Source organism: Paenibacillus sp. FSL K6-3182 (assembly GCF_037976325.1).
Taxonomy (GTDB): domain Bacteria; phylum Bacillota; class Bacilli; order Paenibacillales; family Paenibacillaceae; genus Pristimantibacillus.
In genome coordinates this window covers 1156481-1175385 of the sequence record NZ_CP150265.1, presented here as the reverse complement: position 1 = coordinate 1175385, position 18905 = coordinate 1156481, and the positions used below count along the sequence as shown (strand labels likewise).

At 41.4% G+C, this 18905-nt stretch carries 16 protein-coding genes and 2 pseudogenes; 6 read left to right on the top strand and 12 right to left on the bottom strand.

Going from position 1 to position 18905, the window contains the following annotated elements; genetic code table 11:
* Positions 1 to 123: 123 nt before the first annotated feature.
* From MHH56_RS05145 to MHH56_RS05120, 6 genes and pseudogenes are all read right to left on the bottom strand, one after another.
* On the bottom strand, positions 124 to 849 hold the full coding sequence (locus MHH56_RS05145; RefSeq protein ID WP_339207045.1) for an ABC transporter ATP-binding protein: 726 nt from the start codon (positions 847 to 849) through the stop codon (positions 124 to 126).
* A complete protein-coding gene (locus MHH56_RS05140; protein WP_339207044.1) occupies positions 849 to 2021 on the bottom strand; it encodes an ABC transporter permease in 1173 nt (390 codons plus the stop codon). Before MHH56_RS05140 ends, MHH56_RS05145 begins: the two co-directional genes overlap by 1 nt.
* Positions 2022 to 2116: 95 nt before the next feature.
* Positions 2117 to 2404, bottom strand: coding sequence for a hypothetical protein (locus MHH56_RS05135; protein ID WP_076271489.1), 288 nt, complete (start codon positions 2402 to 2404; stop codon positions 2117 to 2119).
* A 104-nt stretch (positions 2405 to 2508) separates the two neighbouring features.
* Positions 2509 to 3615, bottom strand: a pseudogene (locus MHH56_RS05130) (DEAD/DEAH box helicase); the annotation flags it as partial.
* A 173-nt stretch (positions 3616 to 3788) separates the two neighbouring features.
* Positions 3789 to 4265 (bottom strand): GNAT family N-acetyltransferase, encoded by a 477-nt coding sequence (locus MHH56_RS05125; protein WP_339207042.1) that lies wholly within the window; start codon positions 4263 to 4265, stop codon positions 3789 to 3791.
* Between the two features lie 209 nt (positions 4266 to 4474).
* Positions 4475 to 4597, bottom strand: coding sequence for a hypothetical protein (locus tag MHH56_RS05120; protein ID WP_256711082.1), 123 nt, complete (start codon positions 4595 to 4597; stop codon positions 4475 to 4477).
* Positions 4598 to 4858: 261 nt separating this feature from the next.
* Between MHH56_RS05120 and MHH56_RS05115 the strand changes: the two genes are divergently transcribed.
* Positions 4859 to 5401, top strand: a complete 543-nt coding sequence (locus tag MHH56_RS05115; protein ID WP_339207039.1) for a DUF6022 family protein — start codon at positions 4859 to 4861, stop codon at positions 5399 to 5401.
* Between the two features lie 161 nt (positions 5402 to 5562).
* Here the strand turns inward: MHH56_RS05115 and MHH56_RS05110 are convergent, their stop codons facing one another.
* Positions 5563 to 6216: a SprT family zinc-dependent metalloprotease gene (locus MHH56_RS05110; protein WP_339207037.1), complete on the bottom strand. Its 654-nt coding sequence runs from the start codon at positions 6214 to 6216 to the stop codon at positions 5563 to 5565.
* 443 nt (positions 6217 to 6659) lie between these two features.
* Between MHH56_RS05110 and MHH56_RS05105 the strand changes: the two genes are divergently transcribed.
* Positions 6660 to 10943, top strand: coding sequence for a glycosyl hydrolase family 18 protein (locus tag MHH56_RS05105; protein WP_339207036.1), 4284 nt, complete (start codon positions 6660 to 6662; stop codon positions 10941 to 10943).
* 59 nt (positions 10944 to 11002) lie between these two features.
* On the opposite strand, the gene MHH56_RS05100 is transcribed toward MHH56_RS05105, so the two are convergent.
* Positions 11003 to 11560 (bottom strand): GNAT family N-acetyltransferase, encoded by a 558-nt coding sequence (locus tag MHH56_RS05100; protein WP_339207034.1) that lies wholly within the window; start codon positions 11558 to 11560, stop codon positions 11003 to 11005.
* Positions 11561 to 12225: 665 nt separating this feature from the next.
* On the opposite strand from MHH56_RS05100, the pseudogene MHH56_RS05095 reads away from it, so the two are divergent.
* Positions 12226 to 12342: pseudogene (locus MHH56_RS05095) on the top strand (DinB family protein); the annotation flags it as partial.
* A gap of 397 nt (positions 12343 to 12739) precedes the next feature.
* Here MHH56_RS05095 and MHH56_RS05090 read toward each other — a convergent pair.
* On the bottom strand, positions 12740 to 13624 hold the full coding sequence (locus tag MHH56_RS05090) for an AraC family transcriptional regulator (RefSeq protein WP_339207033.1): 885 nt from the start codon (positions 13622 to 13624) through the stop codon (positions 12740 to 12742).
* Between the two features lie 171 nt (positions 13625 to 13795).
* Between MHH56_RS05090 and MHH56_RS05085 the strand changes: the two genes are divergently transcribed.
* Positions 13796 to 14641: a phytanoyl-CoA dioxygenase family protein gene (locus tag MHH56_RS05085; RefSeq protein WP_339207031.1), complete on the top strand. Its 846-nt coding sequence runs from the start codon at positions 13796 to 13798 to the stop codon at positions 14639 to 14641.
* 199 nt (positions 14642 to 14840) lie between these two features.
* Here the strand turns inward: MHH56_RS05085 and MHH56_RS05080 are convergent, their stop codons facing one another.
* Positions 14841 to 15401 carry a TetR/AcrR family transcriptional regulator gene (locus tag MHH56_RS05080; protein WP_339207030.1) on the bottom strand — a complete coding sequence of 187 codons (561 nt, stop codon included), beginning with the start codon at positions 15399 to 15401 and terminating at the stop codon, positions 14841 to 14843.
* Positions 15402 to 15601: 200 nt separating this feature from the next.
* On the opposite strand from MHH56_RS05080, the gene MHH56_RS05075 reads away from it, so the two are divergent.
* Together MHH56_RS05075 and MHH56_RS05070 are read left to right on the top strand one after the other, a co-directional pair.
* A complete protein-coding gene (locus tag MHH56_RS05075) occupies positions 15602 to 16531 on the top strand; it encodes a DsbA family protein (protein ID WP_339207028.1) in 930 nt (309 codons plus the stop codon).
* 18 nt (positions 16532 to 16549) lie between these two features.
* On the top strand, positions 16550 to 16891 hold the full coding sequence (locus MHH56_RS05070) for a monooxygenase (RefSeq protein WP_339207027.1): 342 nt from the start codon (positions 16550 to 16552) through the stop codon (positions 16889 to 16891).
* Positions 16892 to 17139: 248 nt separating this feature from the next.
* On the opposite strand, the gene MHH56_RS05065 is transcribed toward MHH56_RS05070, so the two are convergent.
* Both MHH56_RS05065 and MHH56_RS05060 read right to left on the bottom strand, forming a co-directional pair.
* On the bottom strand, positions 17140 to 17847 hold the full coding sequence (locus MHH56_RS05065; protein WP_339207025.1) for a DNA alkylation repair protein: 708 nt from the start codon (positions 17845 to 17847) through the stop codon (positions 17140 to 17142).
* Positions 17848 to 18325: 478 nt separating this feature from the next.
* On the bottom strand, positions 18326 to 18853 hold the full coding sequence (locus MHH56_RS05060) for a GNAT family N-acetyltransferase (RefSeq protein ID WP_339207024.1): 528 nt from the start codon (positions 18851 to 18853) through the stop codon (positions 18326 to 18328).
* Positions 18854 to 18905 lie beyond the last annotated feature (52 nt).

The window sequence follows — 18905 nt, the reverse complement described above, 5'->3', positions numbered from 1 at the left end:
TCCGTCTTCCTCATGGGGTTTTTCAGAAAAAAAGGATGTCCCTAAAGGTCATAGACCTTCAGAGACATCCCATCTAAACTTGATGCAAGACGTGCAAGAGAACACTGCTTAATCAACCTTCATTCACCTATGTGCGACTGCATCTGGCCTATTGCTCGCAGCAGCATGATCATTTTGCTCAAAAAGCATACCGTCCTTAATCGTTACGATCCGGTCACATAAATCCAATACACGCTCGTCATGGGTGACCATAACGGCCGCCTTGCCCCGTTGCTTAACCTCTGAAGCCATGAGCTCCACTACCGCTCTACCCCGTTTAGAATCGAGGCTGGCTGTCGGCTCGTCGGCTAGAATAACACCGGGATCATTCATGAATGCCCTAGCAATGGCAACCCGTTGGCGTTCTCCGCCGGACAGCTTCTCCGGATAATAATTCATCCGATGCAGCAGTCCTACTTTCTCAAGAAGCGCTTTAGCTTTCACAAGCGCTTCTTTGCCATCTGTACCTGCTAGCTTCGATACAAGCAGCAGTTGATCCACTACTCTTAAATAAGGAACAAGATTGGATGCTTGAAAAATAAAACCAAGATTTTTGACTCTAACCTCGCTTAATTCGCTTGAAGATAAATTCGTGACATCCTTCTCATTAATTAAAATCCGTCCGCTTGACGGTGAGAGCAGCGCCCCCGCTATGGAAAGAAAAGTACTTTTGCCCGAACCCGATGGTCCAACAACAGCGACAAACTCTCCTGCTTTTACGCTTAAAGAGACCTTTTGCAGCGCCGTAACAGCTGTTTCACCTTCGCCATACACTTTATTTACATGCTCAAGAATAAGTTTTTCCTTCATTATTCAACCCTCCCAATCGCTTCAATCGCATCAACTTTTGCAATCCGATTTAAGGACAGCAACGCACCGATAATCGAGACTAGAATAAGTAAACCGGAATATTGAGACAATATATTTACACCTAACTCAAAAGGCATGCTCACTGGCAAAATCGCACTTACGCCAAAAGTAAGTCCAATGCTTATTGCAACAGCCACAATAGCCAAAAGCAATACTTGTCCCACTAAATTTGCTGCCAGATAGGACGTCTTTGCTCCGATTGCCTTCAACACTCCAAATTGGCTAATTTTCTGCAGTGTAATGACATAGAAGAAAACAGCTTGTATGAAAGCGGCAATAACAATTAAGAAAGCGATCATCATCGTCAGGGAGCCTTGCTCCTCTTTAAAACCCGGAATGCCCTGTACCGCTTCTTTTTTTGTAATAACCTCCGTATCTGCTACACTCTTTTGCAATGATTCTTTGTTTAGATTATCTGAATGAATGACAATAGCGTTATAGGAAGCTGTTTGCTTACCGAAGGATGCTTGCATCAGCTTATTAAAATTTTGGATATCCATAAATGCAACCGGCGTATGACTGAACTTCTGATTAGTGGTAAAACCGACGACCTTCCATTCAATGCCGAGCTCTTGATCTCCTAGCGTATCGCCAATTTGCACGCCTTGTTCTTTTAACGAGGAGTCAACGACCACTTCATTGCTTGCCCCCATGCTTTTCCCTTCAGTAATACTAGGCATTACCTTTCCACTTGGCTCGATACCAAACAAAGCAATATCTATCTTCTTCTTGGAATCATTCCGATATACCGAAAGCATCGTTTGCCCAAGCGGTTCGGATTGTGAGAGTCCTTCTAATTGCCTGACCTCCTCCAGCTTCTCGGTACCTAGTGCGGACCGCGTCAGCTTATGCTCGGAATCCGTCTGAAGCACGAAATAATCGGCGTCCATATTTTTTAGAATGGATGCATTATCTGATGAAAGCCCATTGGCTAATCCTGAAACCATAAAGGTTAACCATGCGACCAGAACCATTATTAATCCAATTAGAAAATATCTGCCTTTCGCATATTTCAATTCGCGCAGTGCTAGAAACATGTTCAACCATCTCCATTCCTTCTCTTGATAGCTGAAGTTTACGTTTGGAATATGAACAGAGCGTGAATGGCTCATTACAATGTGAAATTAACATCAAAATAAACAAAAAAAAGCTTGAGCCGCGATGGGCTCAAGCTTCTACTTGCCTATAATTGACGCAATGCTGGCACTTACTTGCCGCTGTATTCCGAAGTTGCTGTATCGAGCATAGACTGCCAATTGGCAAAATCCGTTTCTCTTGCAACGTGACGATCAAATAGCTCATCCGGAATGTTCTGAACATCTTCTCTTGTTTCTACTTGAAAGTTGCCCTTCTCAAGAAACGCGCTAAAGCTTGTAAAGCTGGAATGCTTGCTCATAAACGATTCTTTAAACAAATCATCAAATGAAACATGATTCGGATCTTCCTGAATCGACTTCTGTCCTTGCAATTCCTTCAACAAATCTTCGAATGACATTGGCTTTTGCTTTCTCAGACGATCACCCCTAGGTCAATTTATTATATTTCGGCTTTCTTCGTTGCTTAACTGATCAGAACCCCATCAGGACGTTCGGTTACTACAGGTATAGTTTTGCGAATCATTTTCTCAATATCCTTCAAATAAGGAATTTCATCCACTTCGCAAAAAGAGATGGCGATTCCACTTAAACCAGCTCTGCCTGTACGGCCAATGCGATGAACATACGTTTCTGAAATATTAGGAAGGTTGAAATTAATGACATGCGAAAGCTCGTCAATATCGATACCTCTCGCCGCAATATCTGTGGCAACCAGTACTCGAGTTGCACCGCTTCTAAAATTAGTTAACGCATTTTGGCGGGCATTTTGAGACTTGTTTCCATGAATAGCCTGTGCAGAAATATTCACTTTAGTCAGTCCGCGCACTACACGATCTGCACCATGCTTCGTTCGAGTAAATACAAGCGCCGAAGCGATGGATTTATCCTGCAGCAGGTCATTCAATAAATCTTGTTTATTACCTTTATCTACAAAATAGACAGATTGCTCTATTCGATCCACTGTTGAGGAAGCTGGAGTTATTTCCACTTTCGCCGGATTAACAAGCAGCGTTTTGACAAGCTTCGAAATTTCTGGAGGCATCGTAGCCGAGAAAAAGAGTGTTTGCTTTTTTCTTGGCATTTTGGCGATGATTCTCTTCACATCGTGGATAAAGCCCATATCGAGCATTCGATCTGCTTCATCAAGCACTAATATTTGTACATATTGCAAATCAACAAACTTTTGATTAATAAGATCGATAAGTCTGCCTGGAGTGGCAATAATAACATCAGCGCCTTGTCGAAGTGCACGCTCCTGAACCTTCTGTGAAACGCCGCCCACGATAGCTACACTGCGCAAGTCGGTAAATTGTCCGTATGCACGCATGTTTTCTTCTATCTGGAGGGCAAGCTCTCTTGTAGGAGTCAAAATCAATGAGCGAATACGTCGCTGTGCCCCCGGTTTAGTAGGTTGGCCGCTTAATAACTGAATGATGGGTAATGCGAATGCAGCCGTTTTCCCTGTCCCTGTCTGAGCGCAGCCAAACAAATCTTTGCCCGCTAGTACTACGGGAATAGCCTGCTCCTGAATAGGCGTAGGCTTCGTGTAGTTTTCCTTGGTTAGCGCCTTCAGAATTGCAGGGCTAAAATTTAGATCATTAAAAGTCATCTTTTCTCCTTCATTTGAAGCCTTATATTCTCAATCATGCTGCTTTTATAATCGCATAGCATTTCCAAAAACCGTTCCTTTAAGACATAACAAGTAAGTATAGCATAATAAAACGATATAATCGACATAAACCTCTATCCTTGAGACAGTAGCCTAGGCCCATTTTTCAACCTTTAATTAAAAGTCATCCAAACGGTGTTTCCCAAAGGCTCAAAGCCTTGCTTATACCAAAAGTTCCTTGTTTTATCCAACGTATATACATACATCTTTTTATTCGGATATTTTGCTTTAACCCATTGAATAAAGGCAGCAGCGTAACCCTTGCCTTCAAATTCCTTTAAAACATCAAGTGCTTCTATAAATACAAAGTTCTTTTTGTTTTTAATCTCAATATAAAAGTCCCGCTCCAAATACTTCTCATCATCGTTAAAATAATCTTGTTCTGCTTTCTGAATCAGCTGCTTGGCGTTATCGTACTCCCAAACGACTCCGTATCCAACCATCTCGTCCTCAGCCTCGATGACGTATATGTTTTCCGGAAGCTCTGATTTATCCTTTTGGCTAAGCTCCCCTGCGTGATAGGCAGTGTGTATATCGCTTAACAGGTTTTGCATTTCTTGATCAAATGGTTTTGCAATTATAGTAGGCATTTTCAATCTCCTTTATGCTACTCAAAGCATATAACGTTTCCAAACAAAAAGAAGCAGGGTATCATCTTGTACCCTGCTTCTCCTATTGATTGATTTTTTATCGTTTATTAGTCTTAGACATCTTACCATAAATGATCGAAGCCAACTAGTCGTTCTCTTTTCCAATTGTCATCTAAGCTGATTTGCCGAGCCCACTATCGATCATTCCATTAACGATTCTTTTTCCTGAAATTTTGCAGCGTATGGACAAGCTTATCTCGCGCATCCTTGTTTTTCATTAAATAAGTGACGCCAGCTCCAATTGCAGTTATCAATAGTTTTTTCTTGCTCATGGGTACTACCTCCCTGAATTCGTCTTTGTATGAATGTACCCTGTTTATTGCGTTTTTAAGCACATTATGTTTCGCATTTTTCATTACAATTTCATTTATCGTCTTGCTATATTTTTTGAAGATTAAACCTACATGATAAGGTTTTGTTCATTAAAGACCCGTTGCTTCTAAGAAAAATACGTCAAACCTTTTCATTTGCATGAATGTTGTAAGATTGAAATGTAACTCCAAAAATCGAAGGAAATTGAAAGGGGATAACGTATGAAGCATACAAATCCATTACAAGCATTTCTTGAGGAAAGTGATGAAAGTACCATTGCAGCGATTGCAAGCTACATTACAAATCATATTAATGAGAGCTGGGAATCCATCCTTCTAAACCATCAAGATATACTGCAAAAAGCTTATAGCGAGGCAGGAGATGCTGCTTATGGAACATTTCTCAATCTGATGTTCCTCCCTGTTCATAGGCAATTTAAAGAGTCCGGTTTCCATCTCGAACCCAAACTTCCAGGCCATTTCGACCTGTCGCGGGAATGGGGAAATGCGGAGGAAACCGACCAGCAGCGTTGGATGTGGAGCACGGTTTATTCCTCCAATGACGAGGCAATAGGAACCGTCGTCACCATCACATTTCACGATCATACGATGTTCCGTATTCCTCGCCAACCTCAAATCATCGCATTAAGCGCCACATCGAAAGCAGATGTAATAGCGGCACTTTCTCTGCTGTCTCCAGACTTCGAGCAAGCACTCGAGTTTACCGTTGAATACGAAAATTACCTGCGGAGACAGCAAGGCTAGAACGGAAATAAAGCACGCTGCATCTAATGTTCACGATTTCCCTCGATTAGTGATAAAAATCATTAGTATGTATAAGAAGTAAACATAACCATTTGAAAAATAGACGATATAATAGAGATACAGCAAAAAACCTCCCTTTGACGGGAGGCAAGTTATCTTGATTACAGTGTCATAGCTTGACCATGTTTTGCTAGAAACTCTTCCTTCTCTTTGTAATCCGGCATAATGCTGCCCACTCGTCTCCAGAAGGAACGATCATGATTCATATGCGTCAGATGGCAAAGCTCATGGATGACGACATAATCGATCACCTCAAGCGGAGCCATCGCCAGTCGGTAATTAAAGGTTAATTTTTTACTTGAGCTGCAGCTTCCCCACTTCGTTCTTGACTCTTCGATTTCGAAGCTTTTATGTTTTACTTTCAGCTGCTCTTGATATCGTTTGATTCGTTCTCCAATGATTTTCTTACAGCTTGCAAAATAAAACTTTTTAAGATTGATTTTTAACTCCTCTTCACTCAGATCAGCTGTGTCGATCAATTCATGAAGAAAGTACTCTTTTCCAAGGTGAAGGAATTTTCCTTGCTCTTGATATTCTTTTGTCTTCGGGGTATCTCGAACCTTCGCGATCTGCTGCAATCTCTGAGTGAGCTGTTTACCATGCTGCTGCACGGCCCGCATGACATTCTCTTCCGTTGTTCCATTGGGAGCCTTCACGGTTATGAATCCCAATGAGTCCATTTGGATATATATCTTTTTTCTATTGGCATATTCAACATTAAACTCAATGATATGATTTTCAAATTCGATTTTCATAGCGACCATCATTTCTATTAGGTTATTTCTGAATCTCTTTCATTTTATCACAACTACAACAATGACCGTTCAAAATGCTTTTTTCTCGCATGCTATGGGTTTCACTCGATGTTGTTTTTAAAGATCGAGTTAAACCTCTATTTCCTGTGCGGAATATCCCTTTTTTATTATATTTTTGTAAAATATTCCCCTTTTATCATCGTAATTTACCCCTTCCTTTCATGAAATCAACGTCTCATGCTAGGAATAGTTATACAAATTAAATGCAAGCTTTGCAGGAGGTGATACCAAATTATCCCCTTTTAATTCCGTGACAGTTGGTGATTGTGACTGCCAAATTCGGTCTCGGAAAAGCAAGAACCCGCTCAAAATACTCCGTAACACATTGAGAAAACAACCACACCCAGACTTGCACATGAATGCTAATGCTGCAATGTTCGACTATGAAAATTAGAGGTGATATGGTGAATATTTTTGCAAGAAATAAAGGAATGAAGTTTGTCATTATGTTTATGTGTCTCGCACTTCTCGTATCTCCTTTCCTTGACACAACAACAGCCTATGGGAATGAAGCAGCGTTGCCCGCAGTGAACGAAGCTGCTCGAGCCGTAACGGATGCTGTCTATGAGGCAGCCCCTCCCGTCCCTCAAAACCTAACTGTTGTAACCGATTCCATCACTGCGACGAGTGCACAGCTTAAATGGGATGTTCATCCAGAGCAAGCTGACGTTGATGTATGGTACTACGTAGCTCCAGATCCTGCTAATCCAACAAAAGAAGATATAAACAACTATTTAGCTACAGGGAAAGGCGGCAGTGTGGAGCTGCAAAACTTGCAGCCTAATACGACGTACAAACTGTATACCACTTGGTACAAGAGACCTTACACGCGGGTGTTGCGAAGCAACTACGTTGAATTTACGACACTTGCCGGCGAGCCTTCCAATGAGCCGACTGGCAATCCAGGGCCTAGCAACCTAAGTATTGTGAATGTTACACATAATACGGTAACCGTTACCTTTGATCCTGCGCATAAGCTGGATGATTACTGGGTTTGGAATCCCGAGAATCCTCCTCTTAACAAAGATCCTTATTCCGGCTTCACGCAAGTAGGAGGCAGCACGATTGGCGGATTAAAGGAAGAAACCAAATATACCTTCTTCTTAGGTCCGAACGGTACGCAATATGCTAATCTAACAGATAAACAGAAGAGCAATTCGATTACTTTCACTACGCCAAAGGATACAAGTGAATATAAAGAACCGCCATTAACGCCTCCTCAATATTTAAAGGTAAGCGATATTACATCATCCAATATTACGTTCAAATGGTCAGGCAGTCCTGATGCCAACGGCTATGACTTCTATGTTAACGGTGGTTGGAAAGGCGGAATATGGAATGGCTCCGACACATTCATCTATACGTTCCCAGAAGGAGGACTTACAGCAGGCAGCATCTACAAATTTATGGTTGGCGCGCAAAATGGCGCTTCCGGCAAAGATCCGGTTAACGGTCCGCCTTTAGAAATCAAATGGGGCGAGCTTGCGGTGCCGCTCGATCTTCAAGTCATTACAGCCAACCGCACAACCGCTTCTCTAGGCTGGGCACCGACCCCTGGCGCAACGAGCTACGACATCTATGAAGCAGGCAAGCTTATCGGCTCCAGCGATTCCAATCGGTATGTTGCTGAGGGTTTAACAGAAGGCAAATCCTACAGTTTTACAGTTGCAGCCAAAAATGCGCTATGGAAATCAGCTGCCAGCAGCGCAGCAACGACGATTCCAGGTGCGGACTACACTAATTTCACCTATTACGGCAGCTGGTTTTCCTATGACAATAATCGTCAATACTTTCCAGAAGACATCGATGTTTCACAGCTTACACATCTCAATTACGCCTTTTCCGATATATGCTGGCGTAAAGTTGGTTCAAACGGTGTAGCTTGCCAAAATAAAGACATTCCACTGCAAGCGAATTATGTTTTCGACGGAGAGCTTGTGCTTGGAGACCAGAAGGTCGATATTGAGCAGCTTGCTGCTTTTAACAAAATTAAAAATAATAACCCTGAGCTGAAGCTGATGGCTTCCGTAGGCGGCTGGACATTCTCCAATCATTTCTCCGACATGGCTGCATCTGAAGTCACACGTCGTACGTTTGCGAATTCCGTCGTTAAATATTTGCGTACGTATAAGATGGATGGACTCGATATCGACTGGGAATATCCGGTTGAGGGCGGAGAATCGGATAATATCAATCGTCCAGAGGATAAACAAAACTTCACTCTTCTCATGCAAACCGTTCGTGCAGCGCTTGATGCAGCCGGCTCCATCGATGGCAAATATTATTTGCTCACCATCGCATCCGGTCAAGGAGATGATTTCGTAGTCAATGCTGACTTCGCAAATTCTGTTCAATACCTAGATATGATCAACATTATGAGCTATGACTATAGCGGAAGCTGGGAACTGCGAGCTTTCCATAATTCGCCTCTCTATCAAGACCCTAATAATGTAAGAGCCTCTGCGAAGCGCAACAATGTTAGAGGCGCCCTGCTTGGTCATTTGAACGGCGGCGTTCCGGCTTTTAAACTAAACATGGGTGTTCCTTATTATGGAATAGGCTGGAAGGGTTGTTCCGCAAACGGTGAATATCAAAACTGCACATCCATTCCTTATGGATCATGGGAGAGCGGTAAGTTCGATTTTGCCGAGGTTGAGAACAATATGATAGACCAAAACGGATATACCCGTTACTGGAACGAGCATTCAAAGGTCGCTTATGTTTACAATAGTGAAACCGGAATGTTTATTACTTATAATGACCAAACGACAATGATGTATAGCACTTCGCTTGTCAAAACCTTGGATTTGGCTGGCGTTATGACTTGGGACATTAGCGGTGACCGCAACAAAACACTTACAACGCAGTTGATCAGTGATCTTCCAATTGACGGCAAGGTGAATGAAAACGCACTAGCTGCTCCTCAAAATGTAACAAAGCTCAGCGCGGACAAACAATCCTTTGAAATTAAATGGGATGCTGTCCAAGGGGCTGCTGGCTATGAAGTATTCGTGAACGCCATATTTACAGGCTATACAGTGAATACACAGTTTAAAGCAGACAAGCTGAACCTTGGCTCAGACTACACCGTTACCGTGCTCAGTATCAGAAAAGACGGCAATAACATTACAGAGGTTTCTCCTGCAAGCAGTGCACTGGTTGTAAGTACAGCAGGCGTAATATCTCCAGCTCATCTCACGGTTACGAGTTCAACCTATGACGCGATTAGCGTTCAATGGACAGTTTCTCCGAAAGCAGCTGGGTATGACGTTTATCTGGGTGATAAATTGGTGGAATCTACAACTGCTACAAACTACACGTTTACGCAACTGACGCACAGTACGACCTATTTCATTGGTGTAGTAGCCATTACTAAAAATGAGGATGAGATAATCGAAAAGTCCGAAATGACAAAACTAGAGGCAAAAACATTAGATTACACGGCTCCGCCAGAGTCGTCATCTGGGAACCCGCAAGCGGTCAAAGATAAAAATGAGCTTGATTCCAACGTTACGAAATCCGGCGGCAAGTGGACCGTTACGATTTTGAAAGATGCGGCTATTCAAACGATTGGAGCGGCTAGCTCCGCCGAGCTAAAAGTGACTGTCGGCAACGATGCAGCCCAAGTGGATGTCATCCTTCCTAAGGAAGTTATTGCAGCACTTGCCAGCAAAAACGATAAGGCGAATTTGTCCATCATCTGGAACGGAGTTACCTATGTCATTCCAGCCCATGCGATTCACCTGAAATCAGATATCAAAATTTCGATTACTCCACCGACTGCGAGCGAAGCAGCTGCAATAGAACAATTGGCAAAAAAGAATGGCTATACGCTAAAAGTTTCGTCGCTTGACTTTAAAATTTATAAGCTGACAGCTGACAACAAATATGAGGAAGTCACTGATTTTGGCAAGTCTGTTTTCACCCGTATTTATCAATTGAATGCTAAAGATATAGATACAAACCGTGCAAACGGTGTTGTTTACTTGCCTGGCACAAATCAATTCCGTCCACTCCATACGGTGTTCAAAAAAGACGATAAAGGCGGATTTACCGCTCATCTGGTCAGCAACGGCAACAGCATCTATACCATTGTCGAATCCAGCTTCGTCTTCAAAGACGTGACGGCTGAATGGAACAAAAACCATATCGAGCGTGCAGCAGCAAAATTAATCGTTTTTGGACAATCGAATGAACAATTCGGAGGAAACACGATCATCACTAGGGCTGAATTTATTTCCATGATCAGCAGAGGCCTCGGCATCGTGCCAAAAGTAGAAGGCGCTCCATTTGATGATGTAGCGGCAGATTCCAAATATGCTGGAGATATTGCATTAGCTAAGGAATTAGGCATCATTACTGGCAAGAGCGAGCAGCTATTTGATCCGAACGGTACGATTACTCGTCAGGACATGGCAGTCATTTTGGCAAAAGTGATGAAGCTGATTGATCGTACGGCAGACGGTGATGCAGCGTTGCTTGAGTCTTTCCGTGATCAAGCTTCTATATCTTCCTATGCTAAAGCTTCTGTTGCACTGTTAGTTAAAGAGCAAATTTTGCAAGGCGTATCCGAGACGAAATTTGATCCTCAGGCGAAAGTGACGAAAGCACAGGCAGTCGTAGCAGTGATGAGATTGCTTGATAATTTGGGATTAGCGAGCAAATAACCTTTTTAAAAAATGCAAAAGAGGGACGGCGCAGTATGAACTGCGCCGTCCCTCTTCTATTACTGTACTGTCTGCAATTTCTCGTATAAATTAAATTCCCCCATCTCATTGGAGGATAAACCTTTATGTTCATACCCGCAGCTTAGGTAGAATGCATTGAGCTTCGGATTATTCGCAATACAGTCCAGCCGAATACGATCTTTTCCCTCAAAATGAATACCTGATCCTGCCCAATCCACAATGGCTTCACCTAAGTTTTTGCCTGCAACCTCACGGTTAATGTTAAGTCGATGCAGATAGATGGACTGTTCATGCCCCTCTTCACCCCATAACTCGCGATCCCAAGCGCTTGCTTGCTGCATAAGCATGACCATGCCTGCCAAACTGTTTCCTTGCATAAATATGTATACCTCACCGCGTTTAATTGCCTCCGGTGTCTGATGAGAATCCTCCCCCTTCAGCAAGCCGCTCCACTGCGTAGAACCTTTGCTCTTTAGCCATTCCGCTGTTTGGATGAGAAGCTGCAATACAGCTTCCGTATCCTCTGGTTTTGCTTGATATACTTTAATATCCGGTTGAATGACGCCAATATGATCCGTGCGTGTAAATATAGACATGTTGATTAACCTCCATATAATAGGTCCTTCTATTATAACCCTTCTCGTCTTATTTCAGCTATGTCATCCGGCTTTCTTCAGCTTCTTTTCCATTGACAATATCTTCTTCCAATCTAACCTTTTGCTAGCCTAGTCAGCGCCTTCTCATTTAGTACATCACATGCAGAAAAACTTCCTTTATATTTAAACATTTCACAGATATTTTATTAAAATTTTATAAAAATCAAATATTGAAAGCACTACATAAGTAAGAATTGCGGCATTAAGCACATGCGTTCCTAAAATTAATAGATTAAGGTGAGAGAATAAATGAAGTGAACCAGAAGAAAAAATCATGCGCTTATAGAGCTGCTTCGGTGTCTGGTCGAGGTTGAATTGGAACTTTAAGGACGTATGTGTTCTTACAGCGAGAGAAACGGCCCGGTTTGTTGGCTGTAAGAACATATATGCGCTTATAGAGCTGCTTCAGCGTCTGGTTGAGGTTGAATTGGATCTGTAAGAACATATGTGTTCTTACAGCGAGAGAAACGGCCGGGTTTGTTGGCTGTAAGAACATATATGCGCTTATAGAGCTACTTCAGCGCCTGATCGAGTTAAATTGGATCTATAAGAACTTATTTGTTCTTAAAGTGAGCTATTTACGATCGACACTATACAAAAGGTGAATGATGCGTCATGTGATCGATCACGAAATACACCATATGGGACAGCTCTCCGTCTGGATAAGAGAGCTTGGGCTAAAGCCAGTGTCAGCAAATGTGATTGGGAAATATTTATCATAAAATAGGGTTAGGGCCCATATCTAAGATACTGAGCATGATGCAGTTCAACTATCGGAGGTTTTAGAAAAAGCCAGAGAGTATATAGAGGACGAAGAAAAACAAATGAAAAAACGGCTGTTTTTTAATAGATGGTTGCTTTTAGAATTAAATTTCTAAAAGTATAATAAAATACCTCTATAATTTTTTATAGGTGTTGGATTTAACTTTAATTTGGGGGTGTTGGAAATAGATAACGGTGCTTTTGTTGCAATTTTTTCGAGTTTTATGGCAAACACTCCATAGCTTCATGCTCATCTACAACTATGTGAAAGGATGCTTGCCTTTTGTTTGAGAGCTTCGTCAGATTCCCCCTTTCATTTCTTACTGCTGTACTATCGTTTGACCGATGAATCTAGTATCATCGCCCCATTCTCCCCCTGCTGTACTCACCAGGAGTTATTCCTACTATTTTCTTGAATGCCTTAGAAAAATGATGAATATCTGAAAACCCACAATAACTTGCGATCTGCTCTTGTGTCAGCTTGGATGCAAGCAGCAGCTCACAAGCATGATCTATGCGTGTTTTTAACAAATATTGATGCGGTGTTACACCGTACTGCATTTTAAATACATCGTTAAATCTTGAAGTAGATAGATTAGCTCTTCGCGCCATATCAACTACCGATAAAGGTTCGCTCAAGTTAAACGAAAAATAAGAAGTAATCCAATTTAATGCCTGCGGTGACATTTGCTTGACATGATTGGCAGGCATGTAATCCTCTAGTATGAATGTAACCAATTCCATCATTCGGGTTTGTGCCTTCAATTGCATAATGGAGTCCTTATACTGCCAGAATTCCACCACTTGCAAAAATGTATCACGAAATTTAGATGGATGACTTAGCTTCAGCTTCACCGGAATATGAGTTTGGAACTGCTCGTCCAATCTCGGCTGCATAAGATGCTGATAGGGGGTCAAATCCAATTGGCCCGCTCGTGTTGGGAAGCTTTGGTCGCTAGTCGTACTATAAAATATATCAAAGTGTGCAAACGGCGTTACCGTATTCGTTGTCCCTTCCAAACGATTCACACTATTTGGCTGAATGAAACAAAACTCACCTTTTTCGAATGGATAGGCCACCCCATCAACTGTGAACAAGCATTCCCCTTCCTGTACATAGACAAGCAAGTAATCAAGCAAACGGCGTTCCGGCAGTACCCACGGTTTTCGCAGCGCAAAATCGCACTCTCGTATATAGGGCACGATCCGGTGGTTCATCGTTGCATCCATGCCAGGTTTCATGAACATCCTCATCCTCTACTCGTAATTACTCACAGAATATCATATCTATCCCACAATTACAGTTGTTTTTGACAAAATTATTTGAAGCTTTGACAAAGCCAGATCATAGAAGAATCCCTTACACTGTATGTATTGCGAAGCTGAAACAAACACATACAATTAGGAGGAAATATGATGAATGAAAACAATAGGTTAAGCACGCTGCCCCTGCTTGAAGAAAGCTATTCTCTCACGCAAGAACAAATCGCTTCTTATCAAAAGGATGGCCATCTCTTTTTAAAAAATGTCGCATCCGCAGAAATGATAAAAACGTATGAACCAATCATTAGTGACTTGGTATTTAAACACAATTACCATGATAAGCCGGTCTCTGAACGGGATACTTACGGCAAAGCTTTTATACAAGTAGGCAACCTTTGGGAGATGAGTGAGGCTGCAGCTGCATTCACACTTGCAAAACGTTTTGCAAAAATAGCTGCAGAATTGATGGGTGTTGAGGGTGTCCGGATTTATCATGATCAAGCATTATTCAAAGAACCTGGCGGCGGTCATACTCCATGGCATCAAGACCAAATTTATTGGCCTTTCGATACCAATAATACCATTACGCTGTGGATGCCGCTGGTCCCTATTCCTGAAGAAGTGGGTACAATGAACTTTGCTTCCGGCACCAATCATTTGGGTTATGTCAGCAGGCAAGAAATTTCGGATGAATCACATAAAACCCTTGGTCAATTCATCGAAGGACGCAGCATTCCTCAAGTAAATTACGGTGCTATGGCGGCTGGAGACGCTACCTTCCATGCAGGCTGGACCATCCACTCTGCTCCGGGTAATCCAACTGACCATATGCGCAAGGTGATGACCATTATCTACTATGCAGACGGTACACTCGTTGGTGAGCCAGACAGCAAGGCAAGACGCTCTGATCTTGAAAATTGGCTGCCAGGCTGCAAGCCGGGCGGAATCGCAGCGAGTATTAAAAATCCGTTGGTTTATAAGAGGGAAAACGAATAATAAATAGTTTTAATAAAACAAAAAGAAGAGGGGCTGCGTGCACCCCTCTTCTTGACTTGTTCAAATATACCTTGAATTGTTGTAACTCTTTAAGCTTCTTCTAATTATTATACAGCTCACTCTTAGTCTTATTTGTTTTCACACTAGCTTTCTTAAGAGCCGATTTCACAAGAGATTTCAAATAGCTATTCGATTCCCCTTACATTCTATCAATTCCAGTCCGTATATAAGGAATCGCTAATTTGATAAATTCTTCCGGCGGTGTCTTGTGACTATTTCTTCTCCATTCTACAGAAACCCCATAAATTCCCCAGCTTAATAGGACAGCTGTAAGTTTTAGAGCTTCATCCTTCTCCGCTTTATGCTGCTTTAACAACATTTTATAAAAAATAATTTCGAGCTGTTCCCTAATAATACGGGCAATGGTATCTTCGTAACCTCTATGGCAACGACTGGATAATGACTTTTGAAAATTTGTTACAGCTTCAAAGATGCTAATAAATACTTCTTCATTTAGTTCGTCATTTTGATAAAAGTCATAATTCAAATTGACTAACAATACTTCTGACAGTACTTTTTCCAATAAGTTGTGTATATCTTCAAAATGATAATAAAAAGTTGCACGATTAATCATCGCTTCTGTAGTTATATCTTTTATCGTAATATCTTTAAATTCCTTTTTCCCTGAAAGTTCAATGAAAGAATCCATAATTAATTTGCGGGTACGTAGAACTCGGGGGTCCGACTTTGATTCGGTCATTTTGTTAACCTCCTACTTTTTAAACAACTTCTTAAATGTGTTGTATAAACGACACATCCGCAGAACTATTGGTGTTGATGATTTTTATTATGATTTAAAATTTAATTGCAAGCAAATAAATATGTATTTCGCTAGCGAGGTATAAGTGTTTGCTTTTCATCGCTTATCTTTACTTATTAAAAGAGAAATGAGGAATTAAAATGGGGAACAATAATAATATGGTTTGTGATCTACAAACAGGCGTATGCGGGGTAGCTGAAGAGGAGGAAATGGAGAATATTGATTTTAATCAGCCCACAAAAGCAGTTAATCTTTACTATGTGACCGATCCTATTTGTTCGCATTGCTGGGCGCTTGAACCTGTGCTTCGTCGTTTTGTAGAGCAATACGGGAACTTTTTTAACTTCCATACGGTTATGGGCGGTTTGCTGGAAAAATGGCATGATGGACCAATCGATCCGGCAAACGGCATTCATAAACCAGCCGATGTGGCCCCTCACTGGAGAGAAGTTGGAGAGCATTCAAGAATGCCAATTGATGGGACTTTAATGATAGATAATCCAGTTCAATCATCCTACCCGCCTTCTCGTGTATTTAAGGTGATTCAAAAAAATCATACTGATGCAAAAGCAACAGAATATTTGCGTCGTTCAAGAGAAGCACTGTTTGCATTTAATCAAAATATATCAGATAAATCGGTTATGATTGAAATTACAAATCATATCGGCCTTGATGGAAAAGCAATTGTAAACGAAGCTGAACAACAGGTAGGTCTTCAATTGTTACATGAGGATTTTGATCTAGTTAGAAGGTTGGGTGTCAGAGGTTTCCCTACCATTATTATGACTAATGAAGAGAATAAAGGCGTAAAAATTGTTGGCAGCCGTCCGTTGGATAACTATGTTGACGGTTTGAAAAAAGTTCTGAATCTCGAAGATTTACAACCCAAACCAGTCCCTTCCCTTGCTGACTTGCTTGAAAAAGAAAAGCTTCTTTTCTCCAAAGAAATTGAAGTCATGTATGATGTTGAACAAGCAGACGTAAAATTTCTTATTGAACAAGAGCTTCCAACAAATCATTATCAAGTGAACGAAATTTTAGGAGAATTGTATTTTACCGCTACTAAATAAACAAAGGAAGTGACTATAATGTCGTACGTATTACAAGTGGATTTTAAAATGAATGGACCGTTCGGAGATGAGATGGCAGAGGCGTTTTCTGATTTAGCAAAAAGTATCAATGAAGAAGATGGATTCATGTGGAAAATCTGGACAGAAAATTCCGAAAAAAATGAAGCCGGTGGAATTTATTTGTTTGAAACAAAAGAAACGGCTGAAAAATATAACATTATGCACACTAGCAGATTAGCTGACTTTGGTATAACAGATATCAATGCAAAAATCTTTTCCGTCAATCCCAAACTTACTGAAATCAATAAGGGACCTGCTTATTGCAATGAGAGTTCTAGTCCGGGAAATCCTACTTCATAGTTACCAACTCCTTCTATTCTATGTATATTAAAGCCCTAGCGTAGAATACGTTCGGGCTTTAAATGGCAGGTAAATGTGGCTCTTAAAATGCTAATTACTAACGAGCGACACAAAGCACTCCACATGTGTGGAGTGCTTAACATAGCGATATAAACCATTACAAAGCTATTACCTTCGGCAACTCGACTTCCATCAGAATAACCTTGTATTACTTGTTCGCTAGCGCCATAACAATCCACGAAGTACCTTTAGCATCTTACATGCTTGCGTTTGAAACCAAGCCGCTGTTTATCAACTGCTTTTTGAATCTGTTCAGATGCGACCAAAAAACTGCTTTTTTTCTTGTCCCGATTAACTTCTACCGGGCCTACTTCCAATGCGATCTCCATTGCTTTATCATGGAGCCGCATGTAGGATACCCCTACTGTGTAAATAAAATTATTCATTGCATATTTTGTTCGTTCGGGAGCATCATGAATCGTATTTTTCACAGTTTCGAGCAGATTGGCCATTTTGCTTTCGGTAAATTCATCATCCGGCCGACTCCCCAAAAGCCAGCAGTAACAGCTCCAACCCGCAGACATTTTCAGTTCTTCTCCGCTTGCGATCCATTTGTCAGCCACTTCTTGTGCAATATCGGCTTCTGCCAAGGTTACCGCAACAACATAGTCGGACAGCATATAAAAATAAGCTCCATCCATCCAACGGTCATAATCCGCTTCCGTCATCGCATTGGGATCTGCAATAATTCCGGCAAAATACATGGCGTCGTAGTTCCCTGTAGCATAAAGCTGCTCAGCCAACGGTTGATTTATTTTTGTTTTTTTGAAAATGGGCTTCATTTGGCCTGTAGCAACACCAAAAAGCGGTTCCTGTGCGCCATTGGATTGGTATATTTTTTTAGTTCGATCCTTGCCAAGAGTTTCAAGCTCCTGCATAACCATTTCTAAATTCATTGTTTTACACTCCCTTTTGAGATTTTACCGTCTTCTCCTACACCAGCCATTTGTTTCCGTTGCATTAGTAACTACTATCCTATTTCAATGACTTTCTATGAAAAAACCACAGACCAGTAAGATTTTATTTATCCTTAAAAATCATTTTTCGCGTCCGTTTCACATCAAAACCTCAACGAAGACAAGTATATGTTACCACTATTTGAGCATAGAGAATATGAAATGAAGCTAAAAAATCATTCCTTGCTAGAGCACAACCACATGAACCATACATGGGATTATATCTAGCTTCGGCATTTCATGCTTGAACCTGCTCCCTTTGCTGTTACTTCATTTTTCCAGTATGTCGTTCAAACGAAAAAAATGCTCCAGAGAAAATTCTCTGAGGCATTTATTCAATAGAGCATCTCTGCTCCTATTTCTTTTTTGCCACTTTCTTGTTCGCGACTTTTGTCCCCGCCTCTGCTACAACAACAGACTAACGATATGTTCTGGATTGCTTCGCACTCAAATAATCGTGCAGCTGCCCGAAGTCGACGGAATAAACATTTTCCATACCATAGTAGCCCTCTCGCTGTCTAATTACACTGGAAAACTTGGAATAAAGGCGATTTAGATATGCGTTATCAATCTGAGCATGAAATTGAACAAACTTTACGCTAGAGTTTTCTGCAGCTATTTGATTCAACATATAGCGGAATCCTTGAGAAAAGAGGCTGCTGCTGCGATAGGATGGCAGTACAATTACAGAATTGATAAAGACGATATCCCCTTCGGGATCGTATTCATATTTTGCATTGACATAGCGATAATGCCCCCAGCCTATGAGCTGCTCATTCTTATCGAAGATTAGCAGAATTTCAGAGTCATGAATCGATTCCAATACGTGAAAAAGCGCGTCGCCCAATGAGAATTGGCGGCTGAATTCCTTGCGGTTGCGTATAAAATATAGCGTAAACTGTGCATAATCCTCATCACTTTGACACTTCCTATAATGGGCAAACATGGGTTACTGTACCTCCTAACCGTTCATATGAGTAGAGTCGTCACATAAATCG